At 73.0% G+C, this 16,450-nt stretch carries 15 protein-coding genes and 1 pseudogene; 10 read left to right on the top strand and 6 right to left on the bottom strand.

Annotated features, from left to right (window positions below):
• Positions 1 to 10: 10 nt before the first annotated feature.
• Complete coding sequence (locus ACFWPQ_RS01035) at positions 11 to 1,204, bottom strand: glycosyltransferase (protein ID WP_384028588.1); 1,194 nt, start codon at positions 1,202 to 1,204, stop codon at positions 11 to 13.
• 39 nt (positions 1,205 to 1,243) lie between these two features.
• Here ACFWPQ_RS01035 and ACFWPQ_RS01030 point away from each other — a divergent pair, with 39 nt between their 5' ends.
• Positions 1,244 to 2,035, top strand: a complete 792-nt coding sequence (locus ACFWPQ_RS01030; RefSeq protein WP_384028586.1) for a glutamate racemase — start codon at positions 1,244 to 1,246, stop codon at positions 2,033 to 2,035.
• 89 nt (positions 2,036 to 2,124) lie between these two features.
• Positions 2,125 to 2,682, top strand: coding sequence for a hypothetical protein (locus tag ACFWPQ_RS01025; RefSeq protein ID WP_384028584.1), 558 nt, complete (start codon positions 2,125 to 2,127; stop codon positions 2,680 to 2,682).
• An 85-nt stretch (positions 2,683 to 2,767) separates the two neighbouring features.
• Here the strand turns inward: ACFWPQ_RS01025 and ACFWPQ_RS01020 are convergent, their stop codons facing one another.
• Complete coding sequence (locus ACFWPQ_RS01020; protein WP_384028582.1) at positions 2,768 to 3,805, bottom strand: O-antigen ligase family protein; 1,038 nt, start codon at positions 3,803 to 3,805, stop codon at positions 2,768 to 2,770.
• Between the two features lie 184 nt (positions 3,806 to 3,989).
• Here ACFWPQ_RS01020 and lnt point away from each other — a divergent pair, with 184 nt between their 5' ends.
• The 4 genes from lnt (at position 3,990) to ACFWPQ_RS01000 (ending at position 9,120) form a co-directional block, all read left to right on the top strand.
• Complete coding sequence (lnt, locus tag ACFWPQ_RS01015; RefSeq protein ID WP_384028580.1) at positions 3,990 to 5,603, top strand: apolipoprotein N-acyltransferase; 1,614 nt, start codon at positions 3,990 to 3,992, stop codon at positions 5,601 to 5,603.
• Positions 5,604 to 5,670: 67 nt separating this feature from the next.
• Positions 5,671 to 6,150, top strand: a complete 480-nt coding sequence (locus tag ACFWPQ_RS01010) for an NUDIX domain-containing protein (protein WP_384028578.1) — start codon at positions 5,671 to 5,673, stop codon at positions 6,148 to 6,150.
• 54 nt (positions 6,151 to 6,204) lie between these two features.
• A complete protein-coding gene (locus ACFWPQ_RS01005; protein WP_384028576.1) occupies positions 6,205 to 7,017 on the top strand; it encodes a 3-hydroxybutyrate dehydrogenase in 813 nt (270 codons plus the stop codon).
• Positions 7,018 to 7,140: 123 nt separating this feature from the next.
• Positions 7,141 to 9,120, top strand: coding sequence for a helix-turn-helix domain-containing protein (locus tag ACFWPQ_RS01000; RefSeq protein WP_384028574.1), 1,980 nt, complete (start codon positions 7,141 to 7,143; stop codon positions 9,118 to 9,120).
• Positions 9,121 to 9,157: 37 nt separating this feature from the next.
• On the opposite strand, the gene ACFWPQ_RS00995 is transcribed toward ACFWPQ_RS01000, so the two are convergent.
• From ACFWPQ_RS00995 to ACFWPQ_RS00985, 3 genes and pseudogenes are all read right to left on the bottom strand, one after another.
• Positions 9,158 to 10,525, bottom strand: a complete 1,368-nt coding sequence (locus ACFWPQ_RS00995; RefSeq protein ID WP_384028572.1) for an MFS transporter — start codon at positions 10,523 to 10,525, stop codon at positions 9,158 to 9,160.
• Positions 10,526 to 10,699: 174 nt separating this feature from the next.
• Positions 10,700 to 10,996: pseudogene (locus ACFWPQ_RS00990) on the bottom strand (sugar phosphate isomerase/epimerase); the annotation flags it as partial.
• Between the two features lie 130 nt (positions 10,997 to 11,126).
• Positions 11,127 to 11,924 (bottom strand): acetoacetate decarboxylase family protein, encoded by a 798-nt coding sequence (locus tag ACFWPQ_RS00985; RefSeq protein WP_384028570.1) that lies wholly within the window; start codon positions 11,922 to 11,924, stop codon positions 11,127 to 11,129.
• 135 nt (positions 11,925 to 12,059) lie between these two features.
• On the opposite strand from ACFWPQ_RS00985, the gene ACFWPQ_RS00980 reads away from it, so the two are divergent.
• The 3 genes from ACFWPQ_RS00980 to ACFWPQ_RS00970 all read left to right on the top strand — a co-directional run bounded on the left by ACFWPQ_RS00980 (position 12,060) and on the right by ACFWPQ_RS00970 (position 14,944).
• Positions 12,060 to 12,674, top strand: a complete 615-nt coding sequence (locus ACFWPQ_RS00980; RefSeq protein ID WP_384028568.1) for a TetR/AcrR family transcriptional regulator — start codon at positions 12,060 to 12,062, stop codon at positions 12,672 to 12,674.
• Positions 12,675 to 12,735: 61 nt separating this feature from the next.
• On the top strand, positions 12,736 to 13,494 hold the full coding sequence (locus ACFWPQ_RS00975) for an IclR family transcriptional regulator C-terminal domain-containing protein (protein WP_361282042.1): 759 nt from the start codon (positions 12,736 to 12,738) through the stop codon (positions 13,492 to 13,494).
• A gap of 97 nt (positions 13,495 to 13,591) precedes the next feature.
• Complete coding sequence (locus ACFWPQ_RS00970) at positions 13,592 to 14,944, top strand: PP2C family protein-serine/threonine phosphatase (RefSeq protein WP_384028566.1); 1,353 nt, start codon at positions 13,592 to 13,594, stop codon at positions 14,942 to 14,944.
• Between the two features lie 103 nt (positions 14,945 to 15,047).
• Here the strand turns inward: ACFWPQ_RS00970 and ACFWPQ_RS00965 are convergent, their stop codons facing one another.
• Positions 15,048 to 15,473, bottom strand: a complete 426-nt coding sequence (locus tag ACFWPQ_RS00965; protein ID WP_384028564.1) for an ATP-binding protein — start codon at positions 15,471 to 15,473, stop codon at positions 15,048 to 15,050.
• Positions 15,474 to 15,672: 199 nt separating this feature from the next.
• On the opposite strand from ACFWPQ_RS00965, the gene ACFWPQ_RS00960 reads away from it, so the two are divergent.
• Positions 15,673 to 16,440, top strand: a complete 768-nt coding sequence (locus ACFWPQ_RS00960) for an IclR family transcriptional regulator (protein ID WP_361282048.1) — start codon at positions 15,673 to 15,675, stop codon at positions 16,438 to 16,440.
• The last annotated feature ends 10 nt before the right edge of the window (positions 16,441 to 16,450 follow it).

The following is a 16,450-nucleotide window of genomic DNA, read 5'->3' as shown; positions in this document are numbered from 1 at the left end:
CGAAAGGCGGTCAGCCTTCGTCGGCGACCGTGTCGGGACGCGCGTACGTACGGCCCTTCCAGGCCGCCCCGCGCCCCCGGTAGTGCTGCACCGCCGAGTCGGCCGTCATGAGGAGGTAGAGGAACGCGGTGAACGGCAGCAGCGGGGCGAGCCACAACGGCTGGCGGTAGTAGCGGAGCATCGGTACGTACGTCGCGGTCATCACCAGCCAGGCCGCGGCGCCGAGGAGCAGCGCCGCCGTGCTGCCGCCGACCGCCCCCGCCAGCACCGCCGCCGGCGGCACCAGATACACCAGCGCGAGACCGGCGACCGTACCGAGGAGCAGCAGCGGGTTGTGCCGCAGCTGCGCGTACGCGCTGCGGGAGACCATCCGCCACAGGTCGTGCAGGCGCGGGTAGGGGCGCACGCTGTCCACCCGGTCGGCGAGCCCCAGCCAGATGTGCCCTCCGGTGCCCTTCACCGCCCGGGCGAGCGCCACGTCGTCGATCACGGCATGCCGGATGGCATCCGGGATGCGTGCCCGCTCCGCCGCGTCGGCGCGCAGCAGGACGCAGCCGCCCGCCGCTGCCGCCGTGCGCGAGCCCTTCCGGCCGATCCGGCGGAACGGGTACAGCTGCGCGAAGAAGTAGACGAAGGCGGGCACCACGAGCCGTTCCCACACACTCGCCACCCGCAGCCGGGCCATCTGCGAGACCGCGTCGAAGCCCCCGGTGCCGGCGGCCGCCACCAGCAGCCGCAGGCTGTCCGGCTCGTGCGCGATGTCGGCGTCCGTCAGCAGCAGGTACTCGGGGCCACGCGCGCGTGCCAGCGCGATGCCGTGCCGTACCGCCCACAGCTTGCCCGTCCAGCCCGCCGGCGGCTCACCGGGCGAGGCCACGGTCAGTCCCAGCCCGCCGTGGCGCGCGGCCAGCTCCCGGGCCAGCTCCCCGGTGCCGTCCGTACTGCCGTCGTCGACCAGGAACACCTCCGCACGCCCCGGATAGTCCTGCGCCAGCAGCGACGGCAGACTCAGGGGCAGCACCGCGGCCTCGTCCCGGGCCGGGACCACCACGCACACGTCCGGCCACTCGGCGGGCTCGCGCCGGGGCGGCAGCCGGACGTCGGTGCGCCAGAAGAAGCCCTGGCAGAGCAGCAGCCACAACCAGGAGGCGAGGGACACGGCGGCGATCCATGTGAAGGCGCTCACCCGCGCAGTCTGCCCCATCGGACCTGCTCCCAACGGCCCATCGTCTATCGTGGCCGGGTGAAGATCGCGCTCATCGACTCCGGAATCGGCCTGCTGGCGGCCACCGCAGCGGTACGGCGGCTGCGCCCCGACGCCGATCTCGTCCTCTCCTTCGACCCCGAGGGCATGCCCTGGGGACCGCGCACCCCCGAGGGCATCACCGAGCGCGCCATGGCCGTCGCCGAGGCCGCCGCCGCCCGCCGGCCCGACGCGCTGATCATCGGCTGCAACACGGCGACCGTGAACTCCCTGTCGGCGCTGCGCACCCGCCTGGAGCCCGGCATCGCGGTCATCGGCACGGTCCCGGCGATCAAGCCGGCCGCCGCCGGCGGCGGCCCCGTCGCCATCTGGGCGACCCCCGCGACCACGGGCAGCGCCTACCAGCGGGGCCTGATCGAGGAGTTCGCCGGCGGTGTACCGGTCACCGAGGTGCCCTGCTGGGGACTGGCCGAGGCCGTGGAGCACGCCGACCAGGCCGCCGTCGACGCCGCGGTTGCCGCGGCGGCCGAGCTCACCCCCGACGACGTGACGACCGTCGTCCTGGGCTGCACCCACTACGAACTCCTGGCGGAACGTATCCGCGCCGCCGTCCAGCGCCCCGGCGCCGCGCCCCTCGCCCTGCACGGCTCCGCCGGTGCGGTGGCAGCCCAGGCACTGCGCCGGATCGGTGCGCGGCCGGCCCCCGACGCACCGGCCACGGGTACGGTGACGGTGCTGCTCAACGGCCGGGAGGGCGAGCTGCCCGAGGCCGCGCTGAGCTACGCCGAGGCCCGCCTGCTGCGCGCGGCCAGTCCTGCCGGGTCCCAGTGAACTTCCCGCGGCCCGGGATACCGCCGATGTGAGCAGTCACCCTCCGCAACGCGGTACCCGCGCAGCGAAACGTGAGTAATCTCGTAGACATGAGGGACCACCCCCGCGACCGCTCTCCGGACGAGGACGCCCCGCACCCGGATGTCTGGACCGGGCGCGCCACGAACCGGGTCCAGTGGCTGCTGGCTCTGGTCGGCGCGGCCTGCATGGCGCTCGGTATCGAACTGGCCGTGGACTCCGCCTGGAACGCGGGCGTCGCCCCGCTGGTGATGTCGGTCGTGGGCTGCATCGCGGCCGGGCTGCTGGTCCTCTTCGGCACCCTCGCCTTCGTGCACGTCGACCTGAGACTCGACCGGGAGTGCCTCGAAATCCGCTGCGGTCACATAGGAGTACCGCGCCGGCGTATTCCGCTCTCCCAGGTGGTCGGCGCCGACTTCTCCCCGCAGATCACCCCGCGCCACTGGGGCGGCTGGGGCTACCGCTGGCGCCCGGAGAAGGGCACGGCCGTCGTCGTCCGCCGAGGCGAGGGCATCGTGCTGCGCCTGTGGGACGGCCACACCTTCACCATCACCGTGGACAACGCCGAGTCCGCGGTACGGGTCATCAGGGAACGCCTGCGGACGATCACGCCGGGTACGGCTCACTGACGCAGGTCGCACCCGGGGCCGGCCCCTGTGGGGCCGAATCACATGTGGCTGGAACACAGAGGTCCGGGCCATACACCCGTACGGCTCAACCGCCCGGTGCCGCCGCCACCCCTGCCACCCAGGGGCGTGCCGTCGCCAGGCCCGCCAGCAGGCCCGCCCCCGCCGACACCGTCGTGAAGCTCAGCGCGTTGCCCACCGCGGCGATCGCGGCCAGGGCGGTGAGTGCCGCGCCCGCGGTGAGGGTGACCGGTGTGGAGCGGGGCGACCGCCACAGGGCGTAGAGGATCCAGCAGAACGCGGTGGCCAGCAGCAGACCGCCGACCAGGCCCTGCTCTGCGGCCTGCTGGAGCGGTGCGGAGTGCGGTTTGCCGTCGGGCAGCAGGGACTCGGACGCGGTGCCGCTCAGCTCGGCGAAGCGCCCCGGTCCGACGCCCAGGGCGGTGTTCCGGTGCGCGAGACGCGCGGCGTCCCGCCACAGCTGCACCCGGTGCTCGGCGAGGGGGCCCGTCAGGGCGGAGGTGAGGCCGGCCGGCAGGACGTTCGCCGCGATCGCCCAGACCGTGCCGGTCGCCAGCGCGGCCGCCAGGGCCAGCCCGGCGATGCCCGGTCCCCGCCGGCGCATCCGGCCGGCGGCGAGGGAGCACAGCAGGACGACGGCGCTGGCCGCGCAGCCGGCCGTCGAGCCCACGGCCGCCCCGGCCACCGCGATGCCGGCGGCCAGCATCCGCAGTGCGAACCGCAGCGCCGGAACCGGCGTCGCCCAAGCGGCACAGCACGCGCCGCCCGTCGCGAGCACCAGCAGTGCCGCGACGGCGCCGGCATGGCCGAGCGGGGTCGTGAACTGAGGGCCCGGGGCCACCTGGGGCATCGCCACCGCGAGCGCCAGCCCCGCCAGTGCGCCCGCACACGGCGCGGCGACCGGCAGCAGCGACCCGGACATCCGGCCCGCGGCATAGCCCGCGGCCACCGCGAGCACCGCCAGCAGCACGCCCTCGGGCCGTGCGTCGCGCCCGGTCGCCGAGATCAGCGGCCACACGGCGCAGGCCCCGAGCACCACGACGCCCACCACATCAGAAACGTTTCGTCTGTCATTGTCCGCGTGCGCCTCGGCAGCGGACGTCATCCCGGTCGACCCCACCGTCGCCCCCCGTACCCCGGTCCCCCGACCTGTGGCAGGCCCCGCCGCCCGCCTCGCACACCGTAACCGGCGATGCCCGCTTTGTGGATGACTTGCGCGGGAACGGTGGGGTTCCTGCATGCCGAGACCGTGCTGTCGGCCGCAAGGTCAACCGCCGTACACTCCCCGGGTGACCGTCACCGCAACTTCCGTGGACCAGTCGGACCAGCTCACGCCACGTCCCGCCCCCCGCGCACGCGCCCTCCGGCTGCTCCGCCGCCTGGTCCCGGCCGCCGCCTCCGCCCTCAGCGGAGTGCTGCTGTACGTCAGCTTCCCGCCGCGCACCCTGTGGTGGCTGGCCCTGCCCGCCTTCGCCGGATTCGCGTGGGTGCTGCGCGGCCGCTCGTGGAAGGCGGCCCTCGGTCTCGGCTACGTCTTCGGGCTCGGCTTCCTGCTGCCGCTGCTGGTGTGGACCGGCGTCGAGGTCGGTCCCGGGCCGTGGCTCGCACTGGTGGCCATCGAGGCGATCTTCATCGCCCTGGTCGGTGTGGGGGTGGCCGCCGTCTCCAAGCTCCCGGTCTGGCCGGTGTGGGCGGCCGCCATATGGATCGCGGGCGAGGCGGCACGCGCGCGTGTGCCCTTCCGCGGCTTCCCCTGGGGCAAGATCGCCTTCGGCCAGGCGGACGGCGTCTTCCTCCCGCTCGCCGCGCTGGGCGGCACCCCGGTGCTCGGCTTCGCCGTCGTCCTGTGCGGGTTCGGTCTGTACGAGGCGGGGCGGCTGGCCGTCGAGGGCCGGCGCACCCGCGAGCTCCGGCGCGGGGCGGCGGCCGCGGCCCTGCTGAGCGTGGCCGTTCCCGTGGTGGGCGCGGTCGCGGCGCGGACGCTGGTGAGCGACAAGGCCGAGAACGGCTCCGTCACCGTCGCGGTCATCCAGGGCAACGTGCCGCGCGCCGGCCTGGACTTCGCGTCGCAGCGGCAGGCGGTGCTCGACTACCACGTGAAGGAGACGCTCAAGCTGGCCGCCGACGTCAAGGCGGGCAAGGTCGCCAAACCGGACTTCGTGCTGTGGCCGGAGAACTCCTCCGACGTCGACCCGTTCTCCGACGCCGACGCGGCCGCCGTGATCGACGAGGCGGCCAAGGCGATGGGCGTGCCCATCTCCGTCGGCGGGGTCGTCGAGCGGGACGGCAAGCTGCTCAACGAGCAGATCCTGTGGGACCCGGTCAAGGGCCCGACGTCGACGTACGACAAGCGGCAGATCCAGCCCTTCGGCGAGTACCTCCCGCTGCGCGGTCTGGTCGGCGCCGTCAACAAGGACTGGACCAGCATGGTCCGCCAGGACTTCAGCCGGGGCACGAAGCCCGGTGTGTTCGACATCGACGGCACCAAGGTCGGCCTAGCGACCTGCTACGAGGCCGCCTTCGACTGGGACGTGCGGGACACCGTCACGCACGGCGCCGAGATGATCTCCGTGCCGAGCAACAACGCCACCTTCGACCGCAGCGAGATGACCTACCAGCAGCTCGCCATGTCCCGGATCCGCGCGGTCGAGCACAGCCGGACCGTCACCGTGCCGGTGACCAGCGGCGTTAGCGCGATCATCATGCCGGACGGGAAGATCACCCAGAAGACCGGCATGTTCGTGCCCGCCTACCTGGTCCAGAAGGTGCCGCTGCGCACCTCCGAGACCCCCGCGACCAGGCTGGGCATCCTGCCCGAGATCGCGTTGGTGCTGGTCGCCGCGGGTGGGGTCGGCTGGGCCATTGGGGCCGGAATGCGCGGTCGGCGCGCCGGTGACGCGTAGCCGTACACGCGCTGTACGCCCCGTGCTTCCGGCCGGGTGCGCGGAGGCGGGCGGTTAGGGTCGCCTCATGGCTACTCCTGACTTCATCCGCACGATCCGCGCCTCCGCGGGCCACCAGCTGCTCTGGCTGCCCGGGATCACCGCCATCGTCTTCGACGACGAGGGCAGAGTGCTCCTGGGCCGCCGCACCGACACCCGCAGATGGTCGGTCATCGGTGGCATTCCCGAGCCGGGGGAGCAGCCCGCGGCCTGCGCCGTGCGTGAGGTCTTCGAGGAGACGGCGGTGCGCTGTGTCGCCGAGCGGGTGGTCCTCGTCCAGGCGCTGGAGCCCGTCACCTACCCGAACAGCGACGTCTGCCAGTACATGGACATCACCTTCCGCTGCCGGGCCGTCGGCGGCGAGGCCCGGGTGAACGACGACGAGTCGCTGGAAGTGGCCTGGTTCGACGTGGACGCCCTGCCGGAGCTGAACGAGTTCGGCGTGTTCCGGATCAAGCAGGCCCTGTCGGATGCACCCACATGGTTCGACCCTACGGCCTTGGGCTGAAGTATGTGTGCTGACGCTATGTGGGAGCGCGGGGACGCCGCCTAGGGTCGACCCATGAGCTCGCCCAGCATCCGCACCGGCCCCGGCACCGGCCTCGACCTGCACGGCCGCACCGCCCTGGTCACCGGCGCCGCCGGGGGCATCGGCCGTGCCTGCACCCTGCGTCTCGCGGCGGCCGGCGCCCGGGTCAGAGCCGTCGACCGGGACACCGCCGGGCTGGCCGAGCTCGTGGACGTCGCGGGGCGGGCCCTGGGGGCGGCGGGCGGCGGGGCGGTCGAGCCGTACGTCCTCGACCTCACCGACCTGGACGCGGCCGAACGTGCCGCCGCCGGCACCGATGTCCTCGTCAACAACGCGGGTCTCCAACTGGTGCGCCCCATGGAGGAGTTCCCGCCGGACGTGTTCCACACCGTACTGACCGTGATGCTGGAGGCGCCGTTCCGGCTGATCCGGGGCGCGCTGCCGCACATGTACACGCAGGGCTGGGGGCGGATCGTGAACGTGTCCTCCGTCCACGGGCTGCGCGCCTCCGCCTACAAGTCCGCCTATGTGGCCGCCAAACACGGTCTCGAGGGTCTGTCGAAGACGGCCGCTCTGGAGGGCGCACCCCATGGGGTGACCTCGAACTGTGTGAACCCCGGCTATGTGCGCACCCCACTGGTCGAGAAACAGCTCGCCGACCAGGCCCGGGCGCACGGCATCCCCGAGGAGCGGGTGCTGTCCGAGGTGCTCCTGACCGACAGCGCCGTCAAGCGGCTCGTCGAACCGGAGGAGGTCGCCGAGGCCGTGGCCTATCTCTGCGCCCCCCAGGCATCCTTCGTCACGGGCACCTCGCTGGTGCTCGACGGCGGCTGGACGGCCCACTGACGGGACGGGCTCCCACCGGCCGACAGGGCGGGCCCCAGTCGGCCGGTCGGCCCGTCGGCCCGTCGGCCCGCGAGTTTTCCACAGGCCCGACGGGCCGGAGCGGCGATGCGGAATCCTGTGAACATGTCTCGCAATCACGTGCAGTCCGCCCGGCGGCCTGCCCCGGCCCCGGCGGCCGGTGTCCTCGACCCGGGCGTCGAAGCGCCCGGGGGCGTCGAGCCGGTGTACCTCGAACTGCTGGCCAGGGGCGCCTCGGCGGAGGCGTACGAGCAGCCGGTGCTGCTCGCCCGCGCAGAGAACCGGCCGCCGGAGCGGATCGTCGCCCTGGAGCGGGCCAAGCTGCTCGCGCTGCGGGTCCGCGGCGAGCTGGAGGGCAGACGGCGACGCGAGGCCGAGCTGTCCGCCCTGTTCGAGACCGCGCACGACCTGGCGGGACTGCGGGACGTGGACGCCGTGCTCCAGGCGATCGTCCAGCGTGCCCGCTCCCTGCTCGGCACGGACGTCGCCTACCTGAGCCTGAACGACCCGGTACGCGGCGACACCTACATGCGGGTCACCGAGGGCTCGGTCGCGGCCCGCTTCCAGCAGCTGCGGCTCGGCATGGGGGAGGGGCTCGGCGGTCTCGTCGCGCAGACCGCGCGGCCGTACGTCACCGACGACTACTTCAAGGACGACCGCTTCCAGCACACGCTGACCATCGACGCGGGCGTGCGCGACGAGGGCCTGGTCGCCATCCTCGGTGTCCCGCTCATGCTGGGACCGCACGTCATCGGGGTGCTGTTCGCCGCGGACCGGCGGGCCCGCGTCTTCGAGCGGGAGCAGATCGCCCTGCTCGGCTCCTTCGCCGCGCTCGCCGCGGCCGCCATCGACACGGCGAACCTGCTCACCGAGACTCGTTCGGCCATGGCAGGCCTGGAGCGGGCCAACGAGATCATCAAGGACCGCAGCGCGGTCATCGAGCGAGCCTCGGACGTCCACGACCGGCTCGCCGAGCTCGTGCTGCGCGGCGGCCAGGTCCGTGACGTGGCCGCCGCCGTCTCCCAGGTCCTGGGCGGCACGGTCGAGTTCACCGACACGGCCGACGCCCGGTCGCTCGCCCGGTCACTGGAGACGTCGCGCACGGAGGGCCACGCGGTACGGCACGGCGACGACTGGATCGCCGCGGTCGCCGCGGGCGGCCAGCTCCTCGGCGCGCTGGTGCTGCGCGGCCATCCGGGCCTCGACCCCGTCGACCAGCGCACCCTGGAGCGCGCCGCGACGGTCACCTCACTGCTTCTGCTGGCCCGCCGCTCCGCCGCCGAGGCCGAACAGCGGGTGCGCGGCGAGCTGCTGGACGACCTCCTCGACGCCCGCGCCCGCGAACCGCGCCAACTACGCGACCGCGCCGCCCGGTTGCGCGCCGACCTCGACGCCACCCAGGTCGTGCTGGCCGCCCGCCTCGACGGCCCGGCCGCGGACGCCGAGGAGGCGGCGGCAGCGCGCCGCCGGCTGTGGTCGGCAGCCTCCCACCTCGCCACCACCCGGCACGGCCTGGCCGCCGCCCGCGACGGCGGCACCGTCCTGCTGCTGCCCCTCGGCCCCGATGAGACCGCCACCGACCTGGCGCGGCGCACCGCCCGGCAGCTCGGCGCCGCCGTCCGGCAGCCGGTGACCGTCGGCGCCTCCGCCCCCGTCGCCGACCTCGCCTCCCGCCCCGACACGGTGGCCGCCGCCTACGCCGAGGGCCGCCGCTGTCTCGACGCGCTGAACCTCCTCGGCCGGGGCGGCGACGGTGCCGCCGCCGAGGACTTCGGCTTCCTCGGTCTGCTCCTCGCCGGCGAACGGGACGTCACGGCGTTCGTCATGCGCACCATCGGCCCGGTCGTCGCCTACGACACGCGGCGCGGCACGGAACTGCTGCGCACTCTCGACGCGTACTTCGCGTGCGGGATGAGCCCGGCCCGCACCAAGGACGAACTCCACGTCCACGTGAACACGGTGGCCCAGCGGCTGGAGCGGGTGGCCCGCCTCCTCGGTGACGACTGGCAGCGGCCGGCCCGCGCCCTGGAGATCCAACTGGCCCTGCGCCTGCAGCGGTTGGGGACGCCGCCGGAGCGCCGCTGATCCCGGGGCCGAGGGCCGGGGGACCAGCGGCGCGGGCTCAGCGGGCGGATACGTCCTCGGCGCGTGGCGTGACGCTCGCGGTGCCGTCGTCGGCCAGGTCGCGCCGCCGGGTCTCCTTCGCCACGCCCACCGCGACCAGGGTGAGCAGGGACGCCGCGATCACGTACAGGGCGATCGGCGTCGAACTGCCGTAGTCGGCCAGCAGCGCGGTGGCGATCAGCGGGGCGGGCGCACCGGCGGCGACGGAGGCGAACTGGGCGCCGACGGAAGCGCCGGAGTAGCGCATCCGGGTCGCGAACATCTCGGCGAAGAAGGCGGCCTGGGGCGCGTACATGGCGCCGTGCAGCACCAGTCCGACGGTCACCGCCAGCACCAGGTAACCGAATCGACCGGTGTCGGCGAGGGCGAAGAACGGGAACATCCACAGCCCGATCCCGGCCGCGCCCAGCAGGTAGACGGGGCGCCGCCCGACCCGGTCCGAGAGCGCGCCCCACGCCGGGATGACGGCGAAGTGCACGGCGGAGCCGATGAGCACGGCGTTCAGGGCGGTCTGTTGGGAGACGCCGACGGAGGTGGTGGCATAGACGAGGACGAAGGCCGTGATGACGTAGTAGCTGATGTTCTCCGCCATCCGCGCGCCCATCGCGACGAGCACGTCACGCCAGTGGTGCCGCAACACGGCGACCAGCGGCGGCTGTTCCGCCCTCCCGGCACTCCGCCGGGCCTCGGACCGTGCCAGCGCCGCCCGGAACACGGGGGATTCGTCGACGGAGAGCCGGATCCACAGACCGACGGCGACCAGCACACCGGAGAGCAGGAACGGGATCCGCCAGCCCCAGCTCGCGAAGGCGCCGTCCGGCAGGACGGACGTGAGCAGCGACAGCACGCCGGTGGCCAGCAGCTGGCCGGCCGGGGCCCCGGTCTGCGGCCACGACGCCCAGAAGCCGCGCCGGCGCGCGTCCCCGTGCTCCGAGACGAGCAGGACGGCTCCGCCCCACTCGCCGCCCAGCGCGAACCCCTGGACCAGCCTCAGGAGCGTCAGCAGGACGGGCGCCGCGCCGCCGACCGTCGCATGCGTCGGCAGCAGCCCGATCGCGAACGTCGCCCCGCCCATCAGCAGCAGACTCAGCACGAGCAGCCGTTTGCGCCCGAGCCGGTCCCCGTAGTGCCCGAACACCAGGGCCCCGAGCGGCCGGGCGGCGAACCCGACGGCGTAGGTCAGGAACGACAGCAGCGTGCCGACGAGCGGGTCGGAGTCCGGGAAGAACAGCTTGTTGAAGACGAGGGCGGCCGCGGAGCCGTAGAGGAAGAAGTCGTACCACTCGATGGTGGTGCCGATGAGGCCGGCGGCGACGATGCGGGGGAGGTTCGACGGAGCGGGCGGGGTGCTTGCTGGTGACGACATCGGCACCACTTCCTGGTGGTCGACGGGGACGTTGCGTGTCGCCACACCGTAGGAAGATGCAGTTCACAGGCGTATGTGGTGAGCCACCATACTTCTGGGCGCAGGAGTGCGTGCGGCAACCATGGGGAGGGGGGCGGGCCTCCGCGGCGTATGTCACTTCAGGACTTCAGGACTTCAGGACTTCTGGCTGAACGCCGAGTCGAAGGAGTCGGCGGGAGGCTCGATACGGGTGAGCTCCCGGATCCGGGCCGGCGCGTCGGGGGCGCCGACCAGCCGGTCCATGCCGGCGTCCTCCCACTCCACGGGGATCGGTCCGGCGTATCCGATCGAGTTGAGCATCCGGAAGCAGGCATCCCAGGGCACGGCGCCGTGTCCGGTGGAGACGAAGTCCCAGCCGCGCCGCGGATCGCCCCAGGGCAGGTGGGATCCCAGGCGGCCGTTGCGGCCCCGGGAGCGGGCGAACTCACCGTCTCCGACCTGGGCTTCGCCGCCGCGGCCCGCGGCGCCGCCACCCACATCGTCGACCGTGTGATCAGCGATCCCCAGCTGCTGCCCGGCACGCGAGGGCGCTGACGGGGGCGCGGTGGCAAGGGGCCCGTGGTCAGTTGCCGTGGTCGGCGAGGGTCCTGAGGTCGGTCACGGCGTAGGCGAGGTCGAAGTGGAATCCCCTGCCGACGCGCTGGACGGCCAGGTCGGCGAGTTCCTCGCCGCGGGCGGGGAGGAACTCGAGCTCGGCGGTGCCGACCCAGGCGTCGCTGATCGCGGTGTCGTCCAGGACGGACATGACCAGTTCGTGGACGGCGGGCCGGTCGTGCAGTCCGGCGGCCAGGCTGGGGAAGTGCCGCAGGTTGACCACGGGGCGGTTCATCAGGGCGGTGGGGTCGGGGACCGCCTGCTCGAGGGTGATCTCGGCCTCGGCGATGCGCTGCCCGGCGGAGGACGCGGTGGCGCCGAACCGTCCGCCCGGGCCGAGGACGGGGGTGCCGGGTCCGCCGACGGAGTAGGCGCGCGTCTGGTGGACGGTGCCGAGCTTCTTGGGGAAGCCCTGGACCCAGCCCCGGGCCATGGCGGAGTCGTTGTCCACGTAGATGTACGGGCACCACGCCACCGGCGTGCCGTGGTGGCGGGCGTCCAGGGTGACCAGGAACTCGCGGTACTGCGAGCGTGCCGGGTCCAGGTACTCCAGGTCCGTGGCGGAGTACTGCCAGTCGATGAACATGGCGACGCCGCGGCCGGCGGACTCGGGATCGGGGGTCAGGCCCTCGGGCAGGGTCGCCGCGGCCGCTGCCGGGTCGGCGAAGAACTCCACGCCCACCACGGTGCCGGCGTAGTGCCACGGCGGAGCGGGCGCCAGGTTCGCGATGCCACGGGGAGAGAGGGGGACGGTGTAGCCCTTCATGTCACGTCCTTGGGGGAGGAGGGAGGGGGAGGGGGAGGGGAGGGGACAGTAGGAAACGATACGTATCGTTTCATTGACGTCCACGACCGTAGCACGCCTTGACCTCTGAATGAAACGATACGTATCGTTCGATCCATGGCTTCTGTCTTCTCCTCGCCCCAGGCGGCCGGCGGGCCGCGCTCTCTCGCGAAGATCCTCGACGCGGCACGGGGTGTCCTGTCGGAACACGGATATCCGGCGCTGACCATCGAAGCCGTCGCGGCGGCCGCGGGCGTCGGCAAGTCCACCATCTACCGGTGGTGGCCCAACAAGGAGGCGCTCGTGGCCGACGCGCTCGCCGAGGTCTTCCGCGCCGACGACATTCCCGACCTGGGCGACACCCGTGCGGAGCTCCGCTACGCCGTCGACATGACCATCGACAACTACGCGAACGAGGACATCGCCGCCTCGCTGCCCGCACTCGCCGCCGGTCTGCTTCCCCACCCCGAACTCATGACCCGGTTCCGCGAAGCCTTCCTGTTCCGCAAGCGCGAGAACATCGCCGTCGCGCTGCGCCGCGCCGTGGCGCGGGGTGATCTGCCCGACGACCTCGACACCGACCTGGTCCAGGACATCTGGGCCGGCACCATCCTCTACCGGCGGCTCATGACCGGTTCCCCCCTCGACGCGGACCTCGCGGAACACCTCGTCCGCCTCGTCACCGACGCGCCGGGGCGGCGAAGCGGCGGGGACGGCCGCCGGGACGCCTGAGCCGGTGTCCGCGAGAACCCCGCGTCTTGCCCGTACCGGGTGGCGGGCGCACGCTGGTGGCATGAGCGTTCATGAGAGCCCCACGCTCATCATGTCCGTGCAGCGTGCCTTCCGGCTGCTGGAGGCGGTGAGCGCGCACGAGAACGGCGCGCCCGCGAAGCAGCTGGCGCGTGAGACGGGGCTGCCGCTGGCCACCGCCTACCACCTGCTGCGGACCATGGTCCACGACGGGTACCTGCGGAAGCTGGTCGACGGCGGCTTCGTTCTCGGCGACAAGCTGGAGACGCTGCACACCGCGGGGCACACCCAGGCGTTGCTCACCCGGGTCCGTCCGACGCTCGCCGCGCTCCGTGACGAGCTGGTCACCGCCACCTACCTCACGTTCTACGAGGAGGGCGAGATCAGCGTCGCCGAGATCGTCGACGGGCCCCGTGCGCCCCGGGTCGACCTCTGGGTGGGATTCGAGGACGCGGGGCACGCCACCGCCCTCGGCAAGTCCGTACTGCGCGAACTGGACGAGGAGTCCCGCCGCGACTACCTCTCCCGGCACGACCTCGCCGACCTGACGCCCCGGACCATCACCACCCTCCCGGAGCTGCTCCGGAACCTCGACGCCTCGCCCCTGGCCCCGGCCGTCACGGATCTCGAGGAGTACTCCCTCGGCACGGTGTGCGTCGCCGTGCCCATCTACCGGGGCGACGTCCTCGGCTCGCTCGGCGTCTCCCTCCCGGCGGAACGGCTCTCCCGGCTCCCGGAGGTCCGGGCCCGGCTGATCCCGGTCGCGGACCGGGTGACCAGAGGCCTGTCGCTCACTATCTGAAATCCCGCTCCTTGTGGCTTGTAGGCCGAACCTCTTTCCTGGATGAAACGGATAAGTCGGGCTTAAGGCTCGTACGGGTGAGGATTGCGGAAGAGACATGAGGCAGGCGCGAGACCATGGTGGCAACCACTGGCCGTTGCGGCCGCTCCGGAAGCCGGTGACCGGTTTCGGGGCGCCGGTCCCCAGGCGCGCCGCCGCACAGCTGGCCGCCGGCATGCCCGTGGTCCCGGTTCTGATCGTCTCCGGCATCGCGCTCGTCGACGTCTTCGCCGGATCGGGGATGTTCTGGCTGCCGCTGCTGGCGGCCGGGCCGGCGCTGGCCGCCAGCACCAACGGTCCCCGAGGCGTCCTGTTCGTGGGACTCCTCGCCGCGGTGCTGGGCGCGTCCCTGGGGGTCAGCGAGGCCGGTCCGGGGCATGAACTGACGGCCGTGCTCTCGGCACTGCTCGCCGTCACCCTGGCGAGCGCCCTGGCCAGCGCCCTGCGCGGCCGCCGGGAACGCGTGCTCGCCGCCGTCCGCTCGGTCGCGGAGGCCGCCCAGCACGCCGTTCTCAAGCCCATCCCGGAGACCGTCGGACCGTTCCGGGTCGCGGTCCGCTACAGCGCGGCGGCGGCGGAGGCCCGCATCGGCGGTGACCTCTACGCCCTGGTGCAGACCCCGCACGGGGTGCGGCTGATCGTCGGCGACGTACGTGGCAAGGGGCTGCCGGCCGTGGAGATCGCCGCGCTGGTCCTCGGTGTCTTTCGCGAGGCCGCCTATGACGAGCCCGATCTCCTCGCCGTCGTCGGCAGGATCGAGCGGAGCCTGGCCCGCAACCTCGGGCCCGACGACTTCGTCACCGCGGTGGTCGTCGGACACCCGCGCGCCGGGGAGCTCGAGATGGTGAACTGCGGACACGCCTCGCCGCTGCTCATACCCGCGTCAGGAGGCGTCGTCGCGGTCGAGGCCGGCCGCCCGGCTCCGCCCCTCGGCCTGCTCGCCCTGGTCGGCGAGCCCCCCTGCCTGGAGGTCCTGCCGTTCTCCGACGGAGATCAGCTGCTGCTCTACACCGACGGGGTCATCGAGGCCCGTGACCGCGCCCGCGAGTTCTACCCGCTGGCCGAGAGGGTCGCCCGTCATGTGTCCGACGAGCCGGAGCACATCCTCTCCGCGGTCCATGACGAACTGCTGGCGCACGTGGGCGGCCGGCTGCACGACGACGCGGCACTGCTCCTGCTCCAGATGCAGGCCGTGGGCGAACCGGATTCGTCCGCATCGGAGGCACAGGGGACGACCGTCCCGGAATCGGCATCGGAACCCGGACCCGGACGTGGACCGGAGGAGTACGACGGCCGCGGGCCCGTCTCCGTGGTGTCGCGCAGCCGGTCCGCGACCGTGGGGTCGGACGGTGGAAGGCGCTGGTCGGCGCAGCGGACGGGCGCGGCGTTCTCCTCGGGACCCGGCCGCTGACCGGAAGGGAGCCCTCGTCGACGGGACCGGAAGGGAACCTTGTCGACGGGACCGGAAGGGAACCTTGTCGACGGGAAGGGAGCCGAGATCGGCCCCCGGGTGGTCACACCGCGACGAGATCCGCCCACCGGGTGACCGCGCCGGGATGCACATGGATGCCGTAACGAGTGGCCAGCGCGTGCACGATCCCCTCGCCCCGGCCGTGCTCGTCCGGGTCGATCCCCGCGGGCGGCTCTCCCGCCGTACGCGCGGGACCCGAGTCGGTGACCTCGATGCGCAGGGTGCCGAGCCCGGCGTCCCGCATCCACGAAAGCCGCAGCACCGCCGGGGGCAGGGCATGCACGATCGCGTTGGTGAGCAGTTCCGACACCACCAGCAGTGCGTCCTCGACGACGTCCGGGGACACCTTCCAGGCGGCCAGGACCGCGGCCGCCCGCCGACGCACGTCCGGGACGGCACCGGCGACGGGCGCCATCGGGAAGACGTATTCGCTTGCCCCCCGCACCCGCGTGTTGAGCTGTACCGCCATCTCGTGTCTCCAGGGGTGAGGGCCACAGGCCCCGCCTCACGAGCCTCGGCACTTTGCCGGGCTTGTTAGCACGCTAAGGAGCCGGGGCGGGTCGGTCAATGAACGTGGGTCGGCATTACCGAACGGGGCTTCCCGCTCGGGCGCCGAGGCGCCCTCCGCACGTACGGCAGACCTTCCGAGACGGTAATAGGCTCGATTCATGACCGGTCCGGTCCAGTCCATCGAACGGGCGGCCGCGATCCTGCGCCTGCTCGCCGGAGGGCCCCGCCGACTCGGGCTCGGAGAGGTGGCGGCCTCCCTCGGGCTGGCCAAGGGCACCGCCCACGGCATTCTGCGCACGCTCCAGCACGTGGATTTCGTGGAGCAGGACGCGGCGACCGGAAAGTACCAGCTCGGAGCCGCCCTGCTGCATCTGGGCACGAGCTATCTCGACGTCAACGAGCTGCGGTCCCGGTCCATCAACTGGGCCGACGCCCTGGCCGCCCGCAGCGGCGAGGCGGTGCGCCTGGGCACCCCCCTGGAAGGCATGGTCCTGGTCGTCCACCATGTGTTCCGGCCCGACGACACGCTCCAGACCCTGGACGTGGGCTCGCTGCTGCCGCTGCACGCCTCCTCACTGGGCAAGGTGCTGCTGGCGTACGGCACCGCGCCCCTCGAGTCCGCCCTGGACTCGGGCCTGGAGGCGTACACCAGGCACACCCTGGTCACCCGGGAGCAGCTCACCCGGGCGCTCGCCGAGGTCCGGGAGGTGGGCTGGGCCGCCGAGATACAGGAAATGAGCATGGGCGAGGCCGGGCTCGCCGTGCCGATCCGCGGGCACGGCGGCCTGGTCGTCGGTGCCATCGGACTGTCCGGCCCGGTCGAGCGGGTCTGTGACAGCCAGGGCCACCCCCGGCCCACCCTGATCACGCTGATCCGGGAGGCCGCACGGGCGATCTCCAGAGACCTGGGCGCCGCCCGCTGGTAGACCCCCTGGC

Origin of the sequence: Streptomyces sp. NPDC058464 (assembly GCF_042721035.1) — a bacterium.
Taxonomy (GTDB): Bacteria; Actinomycetota; Actinomycetes; order Streptomycetales; family Streptomycetaceae; genus Streptomyces.
Note: the sequence above shows the minus strand (reverse complement) of the source record. Positions and strands in the feature narration are given on the sequence as shown.

What these genes read in the sequence shown, in the direction of transcription:
- ACFWPQ_RS01035 (WP_384028588.1), bottom strand. Translation starts at nt 1,204, where the DNA reads ATGGGGCAGACTGCGCGGGTGAGCGCCTTCACATGGATCGCCGCCGTG.
- ACFWPQ_RS01025 (WP_384028584.1), top strand. Translation starts at nt 2,125, where the DNA reads ATGAGGGACCACCCCCGCGACCGCTCTCCGGACGAGGACGCCCCGCAC.
- ACFWPQ_RS01020 (WP_384028582.1), bottom strand. Translation starts at nt 3,805, where the DNA reads ATGACGTCCGCTGCCGAGGCGCACGCGGACAATGACAGACGAAACGTT.
- ACFWPQ_RS01010 (WP_384028578.1), top strand. Translation starts at nt 5,671, where the DNA reads ATGGCTACTCCTGACTTCATCCGCACGATCCGCGCCTCCGCGGGCCAC.
- ACFWPQ_RS01005 (WP_384028576.1), top strand. Translation starts at nt 6,205, where the DNA reads ATGAGCTCGCCCAGCATCCGCACCGGCCCCGGCACCGGCCTCGACCTG.
- ACFWPQ_RS01000 (WP_384028574.1), top strand. Translation starts at nt 7,141, where the DNA reads ATGTCTCGCAATCACGTGCAGTCCGCCCGGCGGCCTGCCCCGGCCCCG.
- ACFWPQ_RS00995 (WP_384028572.1), bottom strand. Translation starts at nt 10,525, where the DNA reads ATGTCGTCACCAGCAAGCACCCCGCCCGCTCCGTCGAACCTCCCCCGC.
- ACFWPQ_RS00985 (WP_384028570.1), bottom strand. Translation starts at nt 11,924, where the DNA reads ATGAAGGGCTACACCGTCCCCCTCTCTCCCCGTGGCATCGCGAACCTG.
- ACFWPQ_RS00980 (WP_384028568.1), top strand. Translation starts at nt 12,060, where the DNA reads ATGGCTTCTGTCTTCTCCTCGCCCCAGGCGGCCGGCGGGCCGCGCTCT.
- ACFWPQ_RS00975 (WP_361282042.1), top strand. Translation starts at nt 12,736, where the DNA reads ATGAGCGTTCATGAGAGCCCCACGCTCATCATGTCCGTGCAGCGTGCC.
- ACFWPQ_RS00970 (WP_384028566.1), top strand. Translation starts at nt 13,592, where the DNA reads ATGAGGCAGGCGCGAGACCATGGTGGCAACCACTGGCCGTTGCGGCCG.
- ACFWPQ_RS00965 (WP_384028564.1), bottom strand. Translation starts at nt 15,473, where the DNA reads ATGGCGGTACAGCTCAACACGCGGGTGCGGGGGGCAAGCGAATACGTC.
- ACFWPQ_RS00960 (WP_361282048.1), top strand. Translation starts at nt 15,673, where the DNA reads ATGACCGGTCCGGTCCAGTCCATCGAACGGGCGGCCGCGATCCTGCGC.